Here is a 21155-nt window from a genome sequence, read left to right on the forward strand (position 1 = left end):
AGTCAGAAAATACACGATATCCAAACTAATAAAATGGATGTAAGGCTCGATGAAAATAAAGTGCCTATTGAGCTTGTTAATATGGTGCAATCTTTCAATGCAATGCTAGACAGGTTACAAGGTGAGTTTATCCGCCTATCAAATTTTTCCAGTGATATTGCTCATGAGCTACGTACACCGCTTACCAATATAATAACTCAAACACAGGTTGGTCTATCTAAAAAAAGACAATCCGAAGAGTACCAAGAGTTATTATTTTCTAACCTCGAAGAGCTTGAGCGGCTAACTAAGATGGTTAACGACATGCTTTGGCTGGCAAAATCTCAAAACGGCCTAATTAAACCAGCCCAAGATATTTTATCCAGCCATGAAGAAATTGAGGTGCTGTTTGAGTATTTTGATGCATTAGCTGAAGAGTCATCGCTGATACTTCATAAAGCAGGTGAAAACATCAGCTTTTATTGTGACAAGCTACATTTTCGTCAATTGTTATCAAACCTGTTATCGAATGCTATAAGATATGCACCGAAGGGGTCATCAATTACGGTATGTAGTGAAATAACATCTGCTGAAAAAGTATGTATCTGTGTGAGTAATACCGGTGAGAAAATACCTTCTGCACATTTACCTTATTTATTTGATCGCTTTTATCGATCAGATAAGTCTCGTCAACGCCATAGTGATGGCGCTGGTTTAGGGCTCGCTATAGTTAAAGCCTTAGCTGAAGCTAATGGCGGGAATGTAAAGGTTTGTTCAAACGATCAGAATACCTGCTTTAATGTTTATTTAAATTTATTTAAATAGTATTCATTTAATGTCAGCTATACTAATAATCGGCTCATGTGTTGAAACTTGCCTTTGACAATTGTACTTATTCAGTTAAATAATTATTTTACCTTTTCCACATTGTTAGATCAGCCGCTTTATATTGATATTGTAGTATCGTAAGTGCTAACCCATTATGTTGAGCTGCAATATTTGTTATATGGCTTTTTAATTGTTGAACTTCATCAGGGTACATCTCATTTAACCTTGTTTCATTTTTTAGGCGATGCTTTAAGCAATTGAATATATATTAATTTTTCTTCAGTAAAAATAACTCTGACTCAAGATCATTTATCTTTTTCAAGTGCTGGTGATTTGAAAGCGCTAGGGCATTGTGGGTAGAAGCCATTTGTGCCATTTGCTCTTTTAAGCTGGCTATTTCCGCTCGATATTTTTCTTTTAACCGTTTCTCGTTGGCAAGCTTTTCACGTAACTTAGTAACATCTGAGTTTTGCTGTGCTTGCTTTTTTGTTATAGCTTTTGATTTTAGTAGTTTAATTTTTTCAATGACGTCTGAGTAATAGTAAGCTGAGCCATTACCAAGGTTAGCTTCTTCCTCAACTGCAATGGCACTTAAACCTCGTTTGGCATCAATACGTACTGTATCGCCAGAAAGTATCCTGTCAATTGCGCTTAGAAGCTCTAACCTTGTATTCTCTGACTTACTCAAAGCTGTCTGATCTCAATTTCGGGTTTGTATGGAGTGTAGCTTATCTCAAAGTAGTCCATAACCTTTTCAGCTGCACGTAATTGCGTAATAAAATGGCTTAGCTGCGATTGAGATAGTTTAGTATGCTGCTCCATTTCAGTTATAGTCTCAACAATCCACTGATGTCGTTTTTGCCAAGCTTGTGCTTTTGTTTCGTCTATAACAACGTTCTCGCAGTTAAAACAGTTGGTTGGTGATACGACTTTTTCCATTCTGCATTCATAACCAGCCATGCAGTATGAGTGAAGTGTACCAGCAATAGATATTCTACCAGTAGATACTTGAGCATATAGAGCATCCCAAGATGAGTATTTAACGGCGGTATTTTCTCTATCTTTAACAACATCTATACCTTTCTTACCATATAGCTTGTCATCTGAGTTATACCACTGATGCAATAGTTGTGTAGTGACTTCTTTATCCACTTCTTGAAGTAAATTATTGAGTTCTGAGTCCACTTTTACATGTTTTATTTTGGCTGCTACGCCTCCTTCTGAGTACCATTGAGACATTGGTAAATATATATGCTTATACTGTTGTTTAATGGCAACGTCAGAGAGTAAATTATAGCGTTTACCAAATACTGCAAAAGTTCGCCTGAGTTGGTGGGTTGTAAAAGCCCAAGGCTTACCTATAACTATCTTTTGCTTGTAAGCGTGTATGTTTAGGTTTGGATTTAGAAGTTTAAACTCTTCATAATCTTGCTCATTTACGATGGCGCCAGCCTCTTCTACTAGCTGCTTATGATGAAGAGCAAAAGGTGGACCTGTCAGCATGTTTGGCTTTCTGCATTTCATTTGTTGAACTAGCCAGATGCTTGAGGCTCTAGCATTTTCGACTCGGTCATCTGAGAGCATGAGTTGAGTTCTCATATTTTGAGTGAGTAGTGATGCGAGCTCGATTGCTTTCCCAGTAATTGGAGATGCCAACCACTCTGCTTTTTCAGGCACCGCAGGTGTCATTTTACTGTGGTAGGATTGTAACGAATAAAACACTTGGTCTTTTAATTTTAATGTTTTAAAGCTATCAGAGTGTAAACTATAGATCTCGCTTCTTCTCATGCCCGAAAAGGCTCCACAAATTATAAAGCAGCAAGTTAGAATATGGGAGTATAACCAATTGAATCTTCGTATATCACTAGGAATTAATTTTTCGATATCAGCGTTGGAAATATAGCTTTTAAGTATATTGGTAGAAGTTTGGGGTTTAGCTTTAGTTATCTCAGCTTTGTAGTGAGGGGAATCAGATGTTAACCAGTTCCATTGACCTGATTTTATTTTGTTATCAACAGCCGCTTTGCCAATTTCATAGTTTTCTTGCTGCTCGGTATGGATATCTAATAATGTATCTCGAATAGGATAGTAAGTATCTATATACTCGATAGCCTTTGAGTATATGAGTTGCATCAAGCGTGATGGTATAGCGTAATACTGCTCACTTTCTAGTTTGGTTGGGCAACCTAATTGACGGCCTAATTCTGTAATTGATGTCGTCAAAGGTAATGATAGTTTTATGGGGGTTTGGTTCTTAACCGCTTCGATCCAGTTTAATGCGAAAATAAGTTTTGAAGTATATGGCCCACTCATTTTAAGTGACTTTAAATATTCGCAAAACCTAGAAAACTGTATGGGATGGTTAAGGACACAAATCGAATCTGCTTTGATGGATTCTATGTATTTATATACTTGGGTTAAATTGATATTTCTCTCTAAAAATGTTGTGGTTTTTATCATTGCCCCTTGCCTTAAGGTGCCGACAGCAAATAAACCAAGGAATGCGAGTAACTTTTGTTCTTGCAACAAGGAAATAGTTGTTAAATGAGTAAAAGAAGCCCGCTTTTTCGAAACAATTTTGACATCTACATAGTGTGTTAAATCCCATGTGTTATCGCCAAAGTAACTTATGGTTTTACCATTTTGGTCAATCATTACTGGGATTTTGTTTAAATTGTCCCAATCCTTATTTTCAAAATACTGTATTGCCTGTTCAACAAAAACAGTGTTCTCTTTTATAACTTGTTCTGGTGCAGCAAGTAACGGTTTCATAGCATCTCCTTATAAAACCAAATTAAGCGTATCGGGCCAAAAAGGGTGACGGCCAATGGTACGTAGCTTCCGCTCAGCTTGCCTACGCACTTTTAAGTCGATACTAAAAAGCACTTGCTTTATTTTGCTTAGTACTCGATCAAAATTGTTTTTAAAGTGTGACATGTTGAGGTGATCTTCTTTGGCATCCTCTAACGCTTCGTAAAAGCTCAATAAACACCAGATATCATCAACTTCTTCAACCAGCACTTGGTTTGGGCAGGAAAAGCAATTCAATAAGTCAGCACAAGCAAGGTGACTCATGTCCACACTATCGATAGAGGCCTTTCTTCGAAAACGATCTCCATGGTTATCAAAGGGGTCTTTGCAACCTGTACCTAAAGGTGTTTTTTGACCATTCCCTGATTTAGCATAGCGGTTAACGAATTCATCATAAGGTAGTATTTCTAGATTCATTTGCTCAAGAGTTTGCTCGCGAGCTTTATCTATATTTCCACATTTTATGGCATTTTCTAAGGTGTTTGCTGTGGCCTGTAATTGAGCGTCATTTTCAGGCTTGTTACCTCTGCTATAGTGTTTTCGCACTACATCAGGCGTGTTATTGAGCAACATGGATGTTTCGAGTGAGTTTCCTGTGAGTGCTAAGTAATTAGATGCACCTGTAGCTCTAAATCGTTTAGCTTCAGGTCTAAGTTGTTGACCGCTGTCGTCAGTCAAATCGAATATATTAATTAGCCAATTCATATTGGAACGAATATGCGTTGGGCATAAGGGCTTATTTATTCCGTTAAGACATTGATGAAGTAGTCTATTGGCATCTGGAAACAGCACGTGTGTAAGGGTGATAAGGTCATTAATAAAATTTAGCGCATGCTTTGGAATGTCTGTGCTAAGATTATCGCCGAGCTCGATGGTAACAAATTTATTAGCTCTCTTCTTTAACGCTGTTTGCACAAACCATTTACCTTGCTGCCCTTTCTTTTGAGAAGCTTTGGGAATATCCATATCTCTTATCGTACTTGCATTAGCCCAAGTATAATAAGCGAGTAAGAAATAGGCAGCACAGTAACATTTGGTAATAGCACCACTTACAGGTACTTCGATTTTATTGAAAGAAAAGCTCGCGTATTGGTTGCTTCTCCCTGCTTGAATGTATTTTTTAGGTGAGGTTTGAATTTGCTTGGAAAGCTGAAAATATAGTTCTTTTAGTATTTTAATTAACTTTTTCAATTCAGATTCTGAGTATGCTTGAGTTGGATTTATTTGGCTGCGAAATAGTTTGAATTTAGAAAACCACTCATCAACAGGGTGATCTAGCATCTTCATTATTGTTCTTATACTACTTAACTCACCTTTTGCTGTGTTTGAACTTTTGCTGCCAATTCTAACGCTGTGAACTAGAGCTGTTTCAAATGCATTGATACCCTCTTTTGAATCTGGATTTACGGGAATACTGTCACAAATATTCACATACCGTGTAAATGTTCTAAAAAGGGTATTCATTGTTGTGTCAGTATACTCTGTATTAGCTTTGAATGCTTGATACCACTTAATAACTTGGTTATCTCGGCTAAGCAAAGTACCCCGGCGCATTTCAAAAAGTTTAGGCACGCCTTTGTATCTAAATCTTTTAAAGTCTGGGTATACAAATTGATCACCATAGATGTTCAATTTTAGCTTGAGGTCAATATTTAAATTTGATTTGTTAATCACGAGAGATCCTCATGCTCATTGATGACTGACTCCATGACTTGATCTAAAAAGCAAACTGCACGTATCGATGCCTTGCTTCGGTTTATAAAGTTAAGGTATCGCCAAGTTGTTTTCTCATCTTTATGTCCCATCCACCCCATGATTAATGACATAGCATCGAATGGTGACAACCCAACTTTCTCGTCTAAAAGGGACGCAAGACGAAATGTACCGTAAGTTGCACGTAAATCGTGTGTTCTATGCTGAAAGTGGGTATTTAGCTCATTGCGTATGTAATTACGAGTTAAGCTAAAGTGACGCTGTATTGCATTGGTAGTATATGGTTTACCCCTATTGGTAATTAATAATTCAGCAATCTGTTTATCGGTTTTAGACTCTCTTTTCTGGCGACGCTCACTGATCAAGTAGCGATGCATCTTGTTCATTAACAGTGTTGGAATTTCGATTGTTCTGACTGAGCCAAATTTAGTGAGTACACCGTTGTGAGGTCCTATACTAACTTCAATATGGTATTTATTCGGGTCACATCTTTTCACTAGACTTGCAGGGAAGGTGCAGGCTTCTTCTATACGAAGGCCGCACATGAGTTGTAATAGTTGATGTATTTGGAACTCAATGGACTGTTCTTTGAGTGCGTGTGAATATAATCTTACTTCATCTTCAGTGAGAGGGTTTAAACTTTGCTCTGGAGTACGCCTTGGTACCCTGATCCTTAAATCTGAGCTTCTAACAACGTAATTACGGTTTATGTGTGCCAGCATTCCAGTCGTTTTGATGCTAACAAACTCTACTTCAAATGGTTTATTTTCCTTAGAGAAGTTAATTAACCTCTCATAATATGCCCACTCGTAGAATTTAATTATATGGTTCATATATACAGCTGCTGTTGAACTATTTAGCTCACCGGCTTTCACTGAGGTCAAAAGATCTTGGTTTCGGAAAATATATGTAGGCTTATTTGATTTGATAGTTGGAAAATCTTTCCAAGAGAGCTCATGGCTTTTTAAAAAGCGCCAATATCGACTTATGGCACGAACGTTTGAATTGATGTTTTTCGCGCGCTTAACGTTAATGAGGTGATTCATCCAAAGATTTATTGGCATGACGTACTCACCATCTTCATAAAAAGTTGGAAAGCCTTTTAGCTGAATGCTTGATTTTGTTTTGCAAAAAGGAGTTTGGATCTCAGTTTTAAAATCATCTGATTGAACTATTGTGAGCATAAAAAAGCTGACCAATAATTGTGCGTTAATTGGTCAGCTTAGTTCGTTTTCCAGAGTTAGCAAATGTAAAGTTTCACTTTTCCAGAGAAAAATTTACATAGTAACAAACTCTTCAGAACCTGTTGGGTGAATCGCAACAACGGCATCAAAGTCAGCTTTAGTAGCGCCCATTTTCATGGCAACTGCAAAACCTTGAATCATTTCATCAACCGCAAAACCAATACCATGTAGGCCAACTACTTTTTCGTCTGGGCCGGCACATACAAGCTTCATTTTACAAGGTTGGCGATGTTTAGTTACCGCTGTGTACATAGCTGTAAAACCAGATTGGTAAATCTTAACGTTTTCTTCGCCGTATTGAGAAATAGCTTCTTGTTCAGTAAGGCCAATGGTACCAATTGGTGGGTGACTAAATACAACAGTAGGAACTAGGCTGTAATCCATTTTTAAATCATCAGGTAGTTCTTTATTAAATAAGCGTTCTGATAAAGTACGCCCTGCTTTAACTGCTACAGGCGTAAGTTCAATACCGTTTTCGATAATATCGCCAACCGCGTATACATTTTTAGCTGTGGTATTTTGAAACTCATCAACTTTAACAAAACCATCGCTGTTAACTTCTACGCCTGCAGCAGCTACATTAATTGCATCTGTTGTTGGCTGGCGGCCAATGGCCCAAATTACTTGGTCAACGTTATGAGTTTTACCATTATCTAAATGTAGCGTTACAGAGCCATCATCTTCTTTAACTAATTTATGAGGTACAGATTCTGTATGAAGAGTAGGGCCTTCGGCAGCCATAACATCAACAAGGGTTTCAACTATGTATGGGTCAAAGTTACGAAGTGGAGAATGCTTACGAACAAATAAATGTGTTTCAGTACCTAAACCATGTAATACACCAGCAAGCTCAACGGCTATGTAGCCTGCGCCTATTACTGCAACGCGCTTAGGTTGCTCTTTTAGCTCAAAAAAGCCATTTGAATCGATACCGTGTTCAGCACCTTCAATATGCGGAATGCTTGGGCGTCCACCTACTGCAATTAATATATGGTCGGCTGTGTAGTGCTTGCCGTTTACTTCAACTGTTTTATTATCTACAAATTTAGCAAAGCCTTTAATTACAGTAACGCCATTGCTAGCAAGGCCACTGTCATAACCTTTATGAATTCGACCTATGTAGGCTTCACGGCTTTCTACTAACTTGCTCCAATCAAAGCCTTTAACTTCAACATTAAAGCCGTAATCTGGGGCATATAAATTAATTGCTTCAGCAACCTGAGCACCGTGCCACATTACTTTTTTAGGTACACAGCCCACGTTTACACACGTGCCGCCCATGTGTTTTGCTTCTATAAGTGCTACTTTAGCGCCACGCATTGCCGCTCTATTTGCAGAGGCAATACCACCACTGCCACCACCGATTGCAATATAATCAAAGTGTTGTGTCATTTTATGTCCTTAGGCGTTGAGTTTTATGCGCATTAGCATAACATTAAGTTTTAAAAATAAAGAGTGTTTAGGTGACCTATGTTTAGTAAAAAAACATTCGAATTTCTTGCTCAGCTTGATCAAAACAATAATAGAGACTGGTTTAATGACCATAAATCACAGTATGAGGAATACGTAAGAGAGCCCGCTTTAGATTTCATTAGGCAAATGCAAGCACCACTTGCTGAGGTTTCTAGCCATTTTGTCGCATCAGATAAAAAAGTCGGCGGTAGTTTAATGAGAATCCATAAAGACGCGCGTTTTAGTAAAGATAAAACCCCATATAAAATTAATGTAGGAATTCAATTTCGCCATTTTATGGGAAAAGACGTACACGCCCCTGGTTTTTATTTTCACTTAGCAAATGACGAATGTTTTGTAGGTGCTGGTATTTGGCGACCAGAATCAAAGGCGCTTAATGCCATTAGAACCTGCATAGATGAAAACCCAAATAGCTATAAAAAAGCAATTTGTGATGAGCAATTTAAATCTATATTTGAAATGTCAGGAGAGTCGCTAAAACGCCCACCAAGGGGTTTTGAAAAAGATCATCCCTTAATAGATGAGCTCAAACGAAAAGACTTTATAGCCATTAGCCCACTTACTCAAAAGCAAATATGCAGTAATAACCTAGTTGATACGGTACTAGAACGTTATAAAGTGGCCGACTCATTAATGGGTTATTTGTGTTTTGCTTTAGAGCAACCTTATTAAAATTAAACAACTTAAAAGCGGCTGAGTTGTTTTTTTACTTTTAGACCCAATTTAAAACGTAATGCATTAACGCAAAGAGAGTATTTATGAGCAACCCACTAATTGGCCTTGAAGGCTTACCACCATTTTCAAAAATAAAGCCTGAGTACGTAGTACCAGCACTAAAAGACGGTATTGAGCTTTGTCGTAAAGCCATTGATGACGTGCTAGCGAAAGGTTCGTACACGTGGGATGACTTAGTATTACCCCTTGAAGAAGCCGACGACAAATTATCGCGTATGTTCTCCCCTGTATCGCATTTAAATTCAGTAATGAATAACGACGAATTACGTGAAGCTTACGAGCAGTGCTTACCGTTAATATCTGAATATTCAACATTTGTAGGTCAGCACCAAGGTTTATACAACGCGTATAATACGCTTTATAACAGCGACGAATTTAAAACGCTGACTACAGCACAACAAAAAACAATTACTAATGCGCTTCGTGATTTTAAATTATCGGGTATTGCATTAGCGCCAAAGCAGCAAAAACGCTACGGCGAAATTAGCGCGCGTTTATCAGAACTAGCCTCAAAATTTGGCAACAACGTAATGGATGCCACACTTGCTTGGCACAAACATATTACTGATGAAAGCGACTTAGCTGGCTTGCCAGAATCTGCTTTAGCGCTTGCAGCTGATACTGCAAAAAGTAAAGAGTTAGACGGTTGGGTATTTACCCTTGATTTCCCGTCGTATTTACCAATTATGACCTATGCAGATAACCGCGAACTTCGCAGAGAAACTTACACCGCGTTTTCTACGCGCGCATCAGATCAAGGCCCTAACGCTGGTGAATTTGATAACTCAGAGATTATGAGTGAGGAGCTTGCGCTTCGCCATGAACTTGCACAGTTACTAGGATTTAACAGCTACGCTGAAAAGTCATTGGCAACTAAAATGGCCGAAACACCGGCGCAAGTATTCTCGTTTTTAGAAGACCTAGCGGCTAAATCAAAACCACAAGCAGAACAAGAAGTGGCAGAGTTAAAAGCCTATGCTGAGCAAAAACATGGTATTTCTGAATTACAGGCATGGGATTTTGGTTACTATAGCGAAAAACTTAAGCAAGAAAAATACGCTATTTCAGATGAAGTATTACGTCCTTACTTCCCTGCAAATAAAGTATTAAGTGGCTTATTCGAAACCGTTAACCGCTTATTTGGTATTAGCGTAAAAGAAGTTACTGACTTTGATACTTACCACAAAGATGTACATTTTTTTGAAATTGTAGATAGCAGCAATACCTTACGTGGACGTTTTTATCTCGATTTATATGCACGCGACCGTAAACGCGGTGGTGCGTGGATGGACGACTGTATGGGCCGTAAAGTACGTGCTAATGGCGAACTACAAACTCCAGTGGCTTATTTAGTGTGTAACTTTAATAAAGCGGTTGGCGATAAACCTGCATTGTTTACCCATGACGAAGTGACAACCTTATTCCACGAGTTTGGTCATGGTATTCACCACATGCTTACACAAGTTGATGCTGCCCCTGTTGCGGGTATTAATGGTGTAGCGTGGGATGCGGTAGAGCTTCCTAGTCAGTTTTTAGAAAACTGGTGTTATGAAGAAGAAGCATTGAGCTTTATTTCAGGTCATTATGAAACGGGCGAGCCGTTACCTAAAGAGCTACTTGATAAGCTACTAGCGGCTAAAAACTACAACTCAGGCATGCAAATGCTGCGTCAAATTGAGTTCTCGTTATTCGACTTTAAAATCCACAATGATTATAAAGCGGGTGAAGAGTGTCAAATTCAAGCTGTACTTGATGACGTACGTAGTCGTACCTCGGTCGTAAAGCCTCCTGAGTTTAACCGTTTTCAGCATGGCTTTAGCCACATTTTTGCAGGCGGTTACAGCGCTGGTTATTACTCATATAAATGGGCTGAAGTACTTTCTGCTGACGCTTATTCTAAATTTGAAGAAGAAGGTATTTTTAACCCGCAAACCGGTCAAGCCTTCATGCAAAATATTTTAGAAAAAGGCGGCAGTGAAGAGCCAATGGAATTATTTAAAAAGTTCCGTGGTCGTGAGCCTAATGTTGACGCGTTACTGCGCCACAGCGGTATTGCAGCTTAAAAACTAATATTTAGCACAAACTAAATTAAAGCGCCTAAATGGCGCTTTTTTATTATTTGTAAATTATTATCTAATAATTTTTAGTAATTTCATCCTGTCGTACTATGCTTTTAGCACACCTATTAAAATGGATTAAGGCATGGCAAAGTTGGTATTAGCAATTGATGACGACAAATATGTTCATCATATAATTGAAGAGTCTTTAGCAGGGTTTTGTAAAATAATTCATGCAAAAGATGGCGATGAAGGATTAAGGCTAACCAATAAATATAACCCTGATATTATTTTACTCGATATTGAAATGCCAGGTATGTCAGGCTATGACGTATGTAAAACGATAAAGCAAAGTGAAAGCACTCAAGATATTCCCGTTATGTTTCTCTCATCTAAAATAGAGTTAAGCGATCGGGTAAAAGGTTATAGTGTTGGCGCATCTGATTACATTACTAAACCCTTTAACGCAGAAGAGTTAATAGCGCGTATAAAAGTGCTTTACGAATATCGACAGCAATGTGCAAAGCTAAAATTGGATATAGCAAAAGCGAATAAAACAGCGGAAATAGCGATGACAGAGTCGGGCGATATGGGCCGTATAATGCGCTACGTTGGACAAAGCTATCACGCTAATAACTTTCAATCGTTGAGTGAACACTTTTTTGCCTTTTTTGCTCCTTTAAATTTAGATGTTGTGGTTGTGTTTTGGTATCAAGGAACAGGTGTTTTTTATAGCCAGCAAAGCGGTGTTTGCCCGTTAGAGCAAGAGCTGCTGGAGCAACACAGACAAGCTCAACGATTTGTTGATATTGGTAGTAGTACTATAATTAATTACCCCAAAGTATCCCTTTTGATAAAAAATATGCCAGTTGATAATGATGCTTTGTACGGGCGTTATAAAGATCTGTTCCCGCATATATTAGAAGTAACCAACGAGAAGGTTATTACCATGGAAAGAAGCGAAAGCAGTTATGAGCAGGCAGCTCAAATAAGTACAGCCCTTCAAGATATTGTTAAGCAGTTAACTACACAAAATATAGAGCAAAACAAAAGTACTAAAGTGTTTATAGAGCAGCTACATGAGCTTGACTGCGCCATTAAGCTACAACAAACACAAGCAAATCCTGCAGATCTCACCTTATATATATCTCAATTAGATCAAACAATGCAGTTATTTGTATCGGCTAATAGTGATTTAGCTTTTATCAAATATCAGCTTAAACAAGTTGCCGAAAGCCGCAATGAACTTATATCTAATTTACGCACTAAAGCGGAAGCCGCAAAGGTCAATACTAATCATCACAGTGATATAGAGCTATTTTAGTGCTTTAAAGTAAAGCGGTTGATATACTACAGGCGTATTTTATCGTCGGAGTTTATTGTGGTTATTCAGTGTGCTTTTAAAGAGTTACGTCCTTATTTAAATGAATTAGAAACACGCTTTGGTTTAGCCCAATGGGCGCAAAATTGCAGTGGCTTTAGTTTACATTACGATGATAAAGGGTTAAGCCTATTTAAAACCGACGAGCCTAAACTAGGTGCAATTAATGTTGATTTTGTAACCGGTGCTGCTGCCCATAGGCGCAAGTTTGGCGGTGGTAAAGGGCAAGCTATTGCCAAAGCGGTTGGTTTAAATAAAGGTGCAACGCCTGTTGTACTTGATGCTACCGCAGGCCTTGGGCGAGACGGCTTTGTACTTGCCTCGCTAGGGTGCAAAGTCATATTACATGAACGTCATCCGGTTGTTGCAGCCCTTTTATACGATGGGTTAAAGCGAGCCTATAGCGATATTGAAATTGGTTTGTGGATGAAAGAAAACATGAGCCTAATATTTGGCTCAAGCCATACTTTGCTCTCTCAGTGCGAAAGCATGCCCGATGTTGTTTATTTAGATCCCATGTTTCCGCATCGCGAAAAATCAGCATTAGTTAAAAAAGAAATGCGCGTATTTCAAGAGCTAGTTGGTGCAGACAACGACGCTGACGACCTACTTGATTTTGCCTATCCACTTGCCAGTAAGCGTGTCGTTGTAAAACGCCCCGATTATGCGCCATTCTTAAACGAAAAAACCCCAAGTATGCAAATTAAAACTAAAAAGAACCGTTTTGATGTTTATGTAAAGGCGGCAATGGTTTAAACATCAAAACAAATTGGTGGTATATCCCTAGAATTTGCCCATGTAAGAATCGTTATATTGGCTTGGATCTTAGGATCTAGCCTTTTGAATCTAGGATCTTATTACATTTTCATGTTAGAATTTGCGCAATTTTTTGGCATAGCAAAGTAGCACAGTAATGATCTTAGATGATATTCGCATTGTTTTAGTTAACACGTCACATTCCGGCAATATTGGTTCGGCGGCTCGCGCCATGAAAACCATGGGTTTATCAAAACTTTATTTAGTTGATCCTGCTTGCGAAATAGACAGCCAAGCAAGTGCTTTAGCTGCAGGCGCAACTGATGTTTTAGGCAATGCAGTTATTGTAGGTACTGTTGAAGAAGCTATCGCTGACTGTACATTAACGATTGGCACAAGTGCGCGTTCTCGTACGCTTTCGTGGCCAATGGTTGAACCACGTGAATGTGGTGAAAAACTCGTTGCTGAAGCGGTAAATGGCCCTGTAGCGCTAGTATTTGGTCGTGAAAACAGTGGCTTAACTAATGAAGAGTTACAGCTTTGTAATTACCACGTATGTATTCCTGCTAATCCAGAATACAGCTCGCTTAATTTAGCTATGGCCGTACAAACACTTAGTTACGAAACACGCATGGCGTTTTTAAATCAACAACCTAAAAAGGTTGAAGAAGACGATGCTGTTTACCCAAGCTCAAAACAAACAGAACTGTTTTATGAGCACCTTGAAGAGACGCTTTTCAAAACCGGTTTTATTATCAAACAGCACCCTGGTTTAGTTATGACTAAATTACGTCGTTTATTTAACCGAGCTCACCCTGAAGATGCCGAAATGAATATTTTACGCGGTATTCTCACTTCAATTAATAAGTCTATCCCTAAGTAACTTAGGTATAGCTATTAGTTATAAAAACCAATGGGTAAATAACTAGCTAATACTTGACTAAAATACTCAGGTAATTACAATGGCTGTAATACTTGACCAAAGAGGTCAAGTATTGAAAGTTTGTTAACTCTACAATTTAAAAAGTAAGAGTTTATAAATCAAATTTTTATCAAGTGATAATACTTGACTAATTTACTCTGGTAATTAAAATTTGCACTCTTTTGTGCAGGGGGCGTTATGAAGTTAACATCAAAAGGCAGATATGCCGTTACAGCTATGCTGGATGTTGCACTACACACAGGTGTAGGTCCTGTAGCCCTTGCTGATATTTCACAAAGACAAGAAATTTCTTTGTCTTACCTTGAACAATTATTTGCTCGTTTACGTAAAAATGGCCTAGTAAGTTCTGTTCGTGGACCTGGTGGTGGTTATTTACTAGGGCGTGAAGCGGGCGTTATCTCTGTTGGCGATATTATTAGCGCCGTAGACGAATCGGTCGATGCAACACGTTGCCAAGGTGCCGATACCGGCTGTCAGAGTGGTATGCGTTGCTTAACACATAATTTGTGGTCAGACTTAAGCGCACGCATAGAAGAATTTTTGAATAATATTACCCTTGCTGAATTGGTGGAAAAATCAGATGTGAAAGAAATAGCATCGCGCCAAGATAACAGTATCAATAATGCAATTAAGCAGTTGGAAAACATTCAAGTAAGCTGTCAACTTTAAGGTTGACCTGCAGCGGAGAGAGAAATGAAGTTACCGATTTATTTAGATTACGCAGCGACCACGCCTGTTGATGAACGTGTTGCTAAAGAAATGATGCAGTGCCTGACAATGGACGGTAAGTTTGGTAATCCTGCGTCACGCTCACACCGTTTTGGTTGGCAAGCAGAAGAAGCTGTTGACCAAGCGCGTACAGATATTGCTGATTTAATTAATGCAGACCCACGTGAAATTGTTTTCACATCGGGTGCAACAGAATCAAATAACCTTGCTATTAAAGGTGCAGCACAGTTTTACAAGAAAAAAGGTAAGCACGTTATTACCGCTAAAACTGAGCATAAAGCTGTAATCGACACATGTCGTGAGCTTGAGCGCCAAGGTTTTGAAGTAACTTACATGGACGTTGAAGAAAACGGCCTACTTGATTTACAAAAACTTGCCGACACAATGCGTGACGACACAGTACTTGTAAGCATCATGCACGTTAATAACGAGCTAGGTGTGATTCAAGATATCGCGACTATTGGCGAAATGTGTCGCGAACGTAAAATTATGTTCCACGTAGATGCAGCGCAAAGCGCGGGCAAAGTATTAATCGACGTGCAACAGCTTAAAGTTGATTTTATGTCGTTCTCTGCACATAAAGTGTATGGCCCTAAAGGTGTTGGTGCACTTTACGTTCGTCGTAAACCACGTGCTCGCCTCGAAGCGCAAATGCACGGTGGCGGACATGAACGCGGTATGCGCTCTGGTACACTAGCAACTCACCAATTAGTGGGTATGGGTACTGCGTTTAAAATTGCTAAGCAAGATTTCGAAAAAGATCACGCACACATCAGCGCCTTACGTAATCGTTTAATCGACGGCATTATGGCTGATATGGACGAAGTATACTTTAACGGCACACAAGACCAATCAGTACCGGGTATTGTAAACATCAGCTTTAACTTTGTTGAAGGTGAGTCGTTACTTATGGCAGTAAAAGACATTGCAGTATCGTCAGGTTCAGCCTGTACATCTGCAAGCTTAGAGCCTTCTTATGTATTACGTGCACTTGGCCGTAACGACGAATTAGCACATAGCTCAATTCGTTTTAGTATTGGTCGCTTTACTACCGAAGAAGAGATTGATTACACCGTCGAATTAATGAAAAACTCTATCGGTCGCCTACGTGAGATGTCTCCACTTTGGGAGATGCATCAAGAAGGTATTGATTTAGATTCAGTTGAATGGGCTCACCACTAATAGTGTGAGCACATACCCTAGCAGGTAATGAGGATAGAATAATGGCTTATAGTGATAAAGTAATCGACCACGTAGAAAACCCACGTAACGTAGGTACTCTAGATAAGAACGATCCGTCAGTGGCAACGGGTATGGTAGGCGCACCAGCATGTGGTGACGTAATGAAACTGCAAATTAAAGTATCTGCCACTGGCGTTATTGAAGATGCAAAATTCAAAACCTACGGTTGTGGTAGCGCAATTGCTTCATCTTCACTTGTAACAGAGTGGGTTAAAGGCAAAACGCTAGACGAAGCAGCGACAATTAAAAACACTGACATCAGTGCAGAGCTTGAGTTGCCACCAGTGAAAATTCACTGTTCAATTTTAGCCGAAGACGCAATTCAAGCAGCAATTGCAGACTACAAAAGCAAACAAGCGAAGTAAGAAGAGAAACTCATGGCAGTGACATTGACAGATGCGGCAGCAAACCGCGTACAATCATTTTTAGCAAACCGCGGTAAAGGTTTAGGCCTGCGCGTTGGCATTAAAACGACGGGCTGTTCAGGTCTTGCTTATGTACTTGAGTTTGTTGACGATTTAAACGAAGACGATGAAACTTTTGCGGCTAAAGGTGTCACATTAATTGTTGACGCTAAAAGCTTAGTTTACATCGATGGCACAGAGCTCGACTACACTAAAGAAGGCTTAAATGAAGGGTTTAAATTTAATAACCCGAATCAAGCAGATGAGTGTGGTTGTGGCGAAAGCTTTACCGTTTAAGCTTTAAATATCTTTGTAGTATAAATAAGCCCTGCCAGTTAATGTAGGGCTTTGTTATTTCTGAATATTATTGGTTGAAGTTATGCGTTACTTTGAATTATTTGCAGTCCCCGTTGATTACAATATTGATTTAGCAACGGTTAACAAGCACTACTTGGAATTACAGCGTACTGTACATCCCGATCGCCACGCGAATGCGAGCAGCCGCGATAAGTTAATGGCTGTGCAAAGCACCGCCGAAATTAACGATGCGCTACAAACATTAAAGCACCCAGTAAAACGTGCTGAATATATGTTGAGCGAGCTAGGCGTTGATATTCGTGCAGAGCAGCAAACCTTGCAAGATCCAATGTTTTTAATGCAGCAAATGGAACTTCGCGAAGAACTTGAAGAGCTAACATCAGCTAGCGATCCTGATACCGCCATTGCAAATTTTGAAAAACAAATTAAGCAATTAAACGCGCAATACAGTGCACAACTTGCTGAGCAATTAGCAAGTAACGATGAGCAGCAATATCAACTTGCCGCAGATAATATTCGTAAACTGAAGTTTGTTTATAAATTACGTGAAGAACTAGAGCGTATCGAAGACAGTTTATTTGACGATTAATTACTTGCTGCAAAGCGAGCAACACGAGTTTAAAGAACATTATGGCATTATTGCAAATTGCTGAGCCGGGGCAAAGCGCGGCACCACACGAACATAAACTAGCGATTGGTATTGACCTTGGTACAACTAATTCATTAGTTGCAACAGTGCAAAGTGGCGAAGCCCGCACGTTAACAGATGATCTTGGCGCGGCTATGTTACCGTCGGTTGTTCGTTATCAAGCAGGCGGTATTACTGTTGGCGCAGAAGCTGCACAAGCAGCAACGCAAGACCCTGCTAACACACTTATTTCGGTTAAGCGTTTTTTAGGTAAAACTCAGGCTGAAATAGAGCAAAGTTATGGCCAACTACCGTATGAATTTTGTGAGCACAATGGTGCGCTAGCAATAGAAACTGCGGCAGGTAAAATTAGTCCAATTAAAGCATCAAGCCATATTTTAGCTGCATTAAAAGCACGAGCTGAGCAAAGTTTTGGCAACCAAGAAATTTTAGGGGCTGTAATCACAGTACCAGCGTACTTTGATGACGCGCAGCGCCAAAGTACTAAGGATGCCGCAGAGCTTGCGGGTATTAACGTACTACGTTTATTAAATGAGCCAACAGCAGCAGCAGTCGCTTATGGTTTAGACTCTGGCCAAGAAGGTATTATTGCTGTTTACGATTTAGGTGGTGGTACGTTTGATATATCAGTACTTAGATTACACCAAGGTGTGTTTGAAGTAATGGCAACCGGTGGCGACTCTAGCCTCGGCGGCGATGACTTTGATTCGCTCCTTGTTGATTACTTTAAGCAGCAAACAGGTGTGTCAGCATTATCACCTTCAGTTTTACGTTTATTCATCAATAAAGCAAAAGCGTGTAAAGAAGCATTAAGCCAATACGCTAAAGTAAACGTGGGCCTTGAGTTTGACGATCAGAAATACACCGTTGAAGTAACGCGCGAAACGTTTGATGAAATGGCTATGCCACTAATTAAAAAAACGCTGCGCTCGTGTCGTCGTGCTGTAAAAGATGCTGGCATTGAAAATGAAGAAGTGCTGCAAGTTATTATGGTAGGCGGTTCAACCCGTATGCCATTGGTACGTAGCCAAGTACAAAGCTTTTTTGATAAAGAGCCGCTAACTTCAATCGATCCTGATCGTGTTGTAGCCTTAGGTGCGGCGCTTCAAGCCGACGTGTTAATTGGCAATAAGCCCGATTCTGACATGTTATTGCTTGATGTATTACCGTTATCGCTAGGCCTTGAAACGATGGGTGGTTTGGTTGAAAAAATCATTCCGCGTAATACAACGATTCCGGTAGCACGCGCACAAGAATTTACAACGTTTAAAGACGGTCAAACAGCCATGTCATTACATGTGCTGCAAGGTGAGCGTGAGCTTGTTGATGATTGTCGATCGCTTGCTAAGTTTAGCTTAAAAGGTATTCCACCAATGGCGGCAGGCGCTGCGCATATTCGTGTAACCTTTAAAGTTGATGCTGATGGCCTATTAAGTGTTTCAGCTATGGAAAAATCAACAGGTGTACAAGCTGAGATTCAAGTTAAGCCTTCGTTTGGTTTATCTGATGACCAAGTAGCTAACATGCTAAAAGAATCAATGAGCAACGCTAAAGGCGACATGCAAGCGCGTATGCTTAAAGAGCAACAAGTAGAAGCGTTGCGTGTTATAGAAGCGCTTAATGCATCACTTGAAGCCGATGGTGCATTACTTGACGATACGCAACTAGCTAACTTACGCGCTGAAATTGCAGAACTGGTAAAAGTGCGCGAAAATGCACAAGAGCCTGGCGAAATTAAATCAGCTATCGAAAAAGTCGATAATGCGAGTAGCGACTTTGCATCGCGTAGAATGGATGCATCAATTAAAAAGGCCCTTACAGGGCAGTCAGTAGACAACATTTAAGAGAGATTAGAATGCCACAAATTGTTTTTCTTCCACATCCTGAATTATGTCCTGACGGCGCTGCAATTGAAGCTCCTACAGGTCAAACGGTACTCGACGCTGCGCTTAAAAATGGTATTAGCATTGCGCATGCTTGTGAAAAATCGTGTGCATGTACTACGTGTCACTTAGTGATTCGTGAAGGATTTGACTCACTTGAAGAAAGTGATGAGCTAGAAGACGACATGCTAGATAAAGCATGGGGCTTAGAGCCTGAGTCACGCCTTGGTTGCCAAGCAATTATAAGAGATGAAGACCTAGTGGTTGAAATACCTAAGTACAATCTCAATATCGTTAATGAAGAGCACTAGTTTTTAACGATGTATATATTAAAAGCCGCTGTTTGATACAGCGGCTTTTTTGTTTGTGAATTGTAGGCGTGACAAGCAAAGCTCGTATGTTATTTTGTAGACGCAAAGCTTGCTGGCGTTATGTGTTTTAACTCTAGGTTATAAATATAGAAGCTGCGCTTCTCACGTGAGCAAAGATCCTAAAATGTTAGCCTTGGCTCTATGCCACGCATTAAAAGCTAACACCTTAAAACGTAATTTTGGAGGTTTATTTTGAGTAATCTTATTTTTTCTGACTCATTTATTAACGGCGAATTTTATAAGACTGATACGCGCTTTAGCGTTAACGATCCCGCTACCGAAAAAAGTATTGTTGAAGTAAGCGATATTGACGAGCAGGGTGTAAATAGCGCAATAAACGCAGCTCAAGGGGCTTTTGTTAAGTTAAAAACGACAAATGCCACTGAGCGAAGCGAAACCTTGATGCGCTGGTATGAGCTAGTAATAAAACACAAGCAAACACTTGCAGAGCTAATGACCAAAGAGCAAGGCAAGCCGCTCAAAGAATCGCTTGGCGAAATTGATTACGGTGCTGGTTTTATCAAATGGTTTGCAGAAGAAGCCAAGCGCAGTTACGGTGATGTAATTCCGCCAACAGATAACTCGCATCGTTTAACTAGTTTTAAGCAGCCTGTCGGTGTTGTAGCGGGTATAACGCCGTGGAACTTCCCTATTGCTATGGTTACTCGTAAAGTAGCTCCAGCTTACGCTGCGGGCTGTAGTTTTATACTTAAACCTTCTGAACACACGCCACTATGTGCTATTGCACTTGCTTATCTGGCCGATCAAGCTGGTTTTGTTAAAGGTGCATTTAACGTACTCGTATCACAAGATGCTAAAACAGTCGGTAAAATGCTGACTGATTCAGAAGTCGTGCGTAAGTTTACATTTACTGGTTCTACCGGTGTAGGTAAGCAGTTACTATCGCAATGCGCCGATACAATTAAACGTACATCAATGGAGCTCGGTGGTAATGCTCCTTTTATTATTTTTGATAATGCAGATTTAGATGAAGCAGTCGAAGGATTAATGGCGGCTAAATTTAGAAATAGTGGGCAGGCATGTGTTGCAGCAAACCGTATTTTTATACAGCGTAATATTCTCGATAAGGTACTTTCAAAAATCACCCCTAAGGTTGCAGCGTTAAAAGTGGCAAATGGTTTTGAAGACGATGTCGATATTGGTCCACTCATTTATCCTAAAGCCAAAGAGAAAGTACAACAGTTAGTACAAGACGCACTCGATAAAGGCGCTACGTTGATTGGCGATAATAGTGACTTAGGTGGCAGCTTTCAAAACCCATTAATAGTAAACAACGTAACTACCGAGATGGATATTTACCACGAAGAAGTATTTGGTCCAGTATTAACGGTTATCCCTTTTGATGAAGAAAGCGAAGTGCTTGCCTTGGCTAACGATGTGCCATTTGGTCTAGCTGCTTATTTTTACAGCCAAAATATTAAGCAAGTCTACCGAGTTAGTGAAGGGCTTGAATTTGGTATGGTCGGCGTAAATGAAGGTGTTATATCAAACCCAGTAGCGCCATTTGGTGGTGTTAAGCAATCTGGTTTAGGCCGAGAAGGCGGTCATCAAGGGCTTGATGAGTACTTAGAAGAAAAGTACGTGTGTATTAAAATATAACGCCCGTTAAGTTTATGAG

19 protein-coding genes are annotated in these 21155 nt (G+C 39.7%); 14 read left to right on the forward strand and 5 right to left on the reverse strand.

Annotation, left to right across the window (positions count from 1 at the left end):
* On the forward strand, nt 1-804 hold an 804-nt coding region (locus tag GQR47_RS14755), incomplete at its 5' end, for a heavy metal sensor histidine kinase (protein WP_165723948.1).
* Between the two features lie 271 nt (nt 805-1075).
* On the opposite strand, the gene GQR47_RS14760 is transcribed toward GQR47_RS14755, so the two are convergent.
* The 5 genes from GQR47_RS14760 to gorA form a co-directional block, all read right to left on the reverse strand.
* Nucleotides 1076-1495 (reverse strand): hypothetical protein, encoded by a 420-nt coding sequence (locus GQR47_RS14760; protein ID WP_064668647.1) that lies wholly within the window; start codon nt 1493-1495, stop codon nt 1076-1078.
* Nucleotides 1492-3579 carry an integrase gene (locus GQR47_RS14765; RefSeq protein ID WP_165723949.1) on the reverse strand — a complete coding sequence of 696 codons (2088 nt, stop codon included), beginning with the start codon at nt 3577-3579 and terminating at the stop codon, nt 1492-1494. Before GQR47_RS14765 ends, GQR47_RS14760 begins: the two co-directional genes overlap by 4 nt.
* Before the next feature lie 9 nt (nt 3580-3588).
* The gene (locus GQR47_RS14770) at nt 3589-5292 is read right to left on the reverse strand and encodes a hypothetical protein (RefSeq protein WP_165723950.1); all 1704 of its coding nucleotides are present in this window, start codon (nt 5290-5292) and stop codon (nt 3589-3591) included.
* Entirely contained in the window at nt 5289-6515 is a 1227-nt protein-coding gene (locus tag GQR47_RS14775) for a site-specific integrase (RefSeq protein WP_165723951.1), read from the reverse strand. Before GQR47_RS14775 ends, GQR47_RS14770 begins: the two co-directional genes overlap by 4 nt.
* A gap of 93 nt (nt 6516-6608) precedes the next feature.
* Nucleotides 6609-7967, reverse strand: coding sequence for a glutathione-disulfide reductase (gene gorA / locus GQR47_RS14780; protein WP_165723952.1), 1359 nt, complete (start codon nt 7965-7967; stop codon nt 6609-6611).
* A gap of 78 nt (nt 7968-8045) precedes the next feature.
* Here gorA and GQR47_RS14785 point away from each other — a divergent pair, with 78 nt between their 5' ends.
* From GQR47_RS14785 to GQR47_RS14845, 13 genes are all read left to right on the forward strand, one after another.
* Nucleotides 8046-8720, forward strand: a complete 675-nt coding sequence (locus GQR47_RS14785; protein WP_165723953.1) for a DUF2461 domain-containing protein — start codon at nt 8046-8048, stop codon at nt 8718-8720.
* Between the two features lie 86 nt (nt 8721-8806).
* The gene (gene prlC / locus GQR47_RS14790; RefSeq protein WP_165723954.1) at nt 8807-10846 is read left to right on the forward strand and encodes an oligopeptidase A; all 2040 of its coding nucleotides are present in this window, start codon (nt 8807-8809) and stop codon (nt 10844-10846) included.
* Between the two features lie 139 nt (nt 10847-10985).
* Complete coding sequence (locus GQR47_RS14795) at nt 10986-12164, forward strand: response regulator (RefSeq protein WP_165723955.1); 1179 nt, start codon at nt 10986-10988, stop codon at nt 12162-12164.
* Nucleotides 12165-12221: 57 nt separating this feature from the next.
* Nucleotides 12222-12977 carry a class I SAM-dependent methyltransferase gene (locus GQR47_RS14800; RefSeq protein ID WP_010554084.1) on the forward strand — a complete coding sequence of 252 codons (756 nt, stop codon included), beginning with the start codon at nt 12222-12224 and terminating at the stop codon, nt 12975-12977.
* A gap of 157 nt (nt 12978-13134) precedes the next feature.
* Nucleotides 13135-13860: a tRNA (cytosine(32)/uridine(32)-2'-O)-methyltransferase TrmJ gene (trmJ, locus tag GQR47_RS14805; protein ID WP_002958423.1), complete on the forward strand. Its 726-nt coding sequence runs from the start codon at nt 13135-13137 to the stop codon at nt 13858-13860.
* Between the two features lie 237 nt (nt 13861-14097).
* Nucleotides 14098-14589, forward strand: coding sequence for a Fe-S cluster assembly transcriptional regulator IscR (gene iscR / locus GQR47_RS14810; RefSeq protein ID WP_002958424.1), 492 nt, complete (start codon nt 14098-14100; stop codon nt 14587-14589).
* 24 nt (nt 14590-14613) lie between these two features.
* Entirely contained in the window at nt 14614-15831 is a 1218-nt protein-coding gene (locus tag GQR47_RS14815) for an IscS subfamily cysteine desulfurase (RefSeq protein ID WP_002958425.1), read from the forward strand.
* 41 nt (nt 15832-15872) lie between these two features.
* Nucleotides 15873-16256, forward strand: coding sequence for a Fe-S cluster assembly scaffold IscU (gene iscU / locus GQR47_RS14820; protein WP_002958426.1), 384 nt, complete (start codon nt 15873-15875; stop codon nt 16254-16256).
* A 12-nt stretch (nt 16257-16268) separates the two neighbouring features.
* A complete protein-coding gene (gene iscA / locus GQR47_RS14825; RefSeq protein ID WP_002958427.1) occupies nt 16269-16592 on the forward strand; it encodes an iron-sulfur cluster assembly protein IscA in 324 nt (107 codons plus the stop codon).
* A gap of 82 nt (nt 16593-16674) precedes the next feature.
* On the forward strand, nt 16675-17202 hold the full coding sequence (gene hscB, locus GQR47_RS14830; protein WP_002958428.1) for a co-chaperone HscB: 528 nt from the start codon (nt 16675-16677) through the stop codon (nt 17200-17202).
* 41 nt (nt 17203-17243) lie between these two features.
* Nucleotides 17244-19106, forward strand: a complete 1863-nt coding sequence (gene hscA, locus GQR47_RS14835; RefSeq protein ID WP_165723956.1) for a Fe-S protein assembly chaperone HscA — start codon at nt 17244-17246, stop codon at nt 19104-19106.
* Nucleotides 19107-19117: 11 nt separating this feature from the next.
* Complete coding sequence (fdx, locus tag GQR47_RS14840; protein ID WP_002958430.1) at nt 19118-19456, forward strand: ISC system 2Fe-2S type ferredoxin; 339 nt, start codon at nt 19118-19120, stop codon at nt 19454-19456.
* 252 nt (nt 19457-19708) lie between these two features.
* The gene (locus GQR47_RS14845; RefSeq protein WP_165723957.1) at nt 19709-21136 is read left to right on the forward strand and encodes an NAD-dependent succinate-semialdehyde dehydrogenase; all 1428 of its coding nucleotides are present in this window, start codon (nt 19709-19711) and stop codon (nt 21134-21136) included.
* Nucleotides 21137-21155 lie beyond the last annotated feature (19 nt).

This window comes from Pseudoalteromonas sp. Z1A2 (genome assembly GCF_011378755.1).
Lineage (GTDB): Bacteria > Pseudomonadota > Gammaproteobacteria > Enterobacterales > Alteromonadaceae > Pseudoalteromonas > Pseudoalteromonas distincta.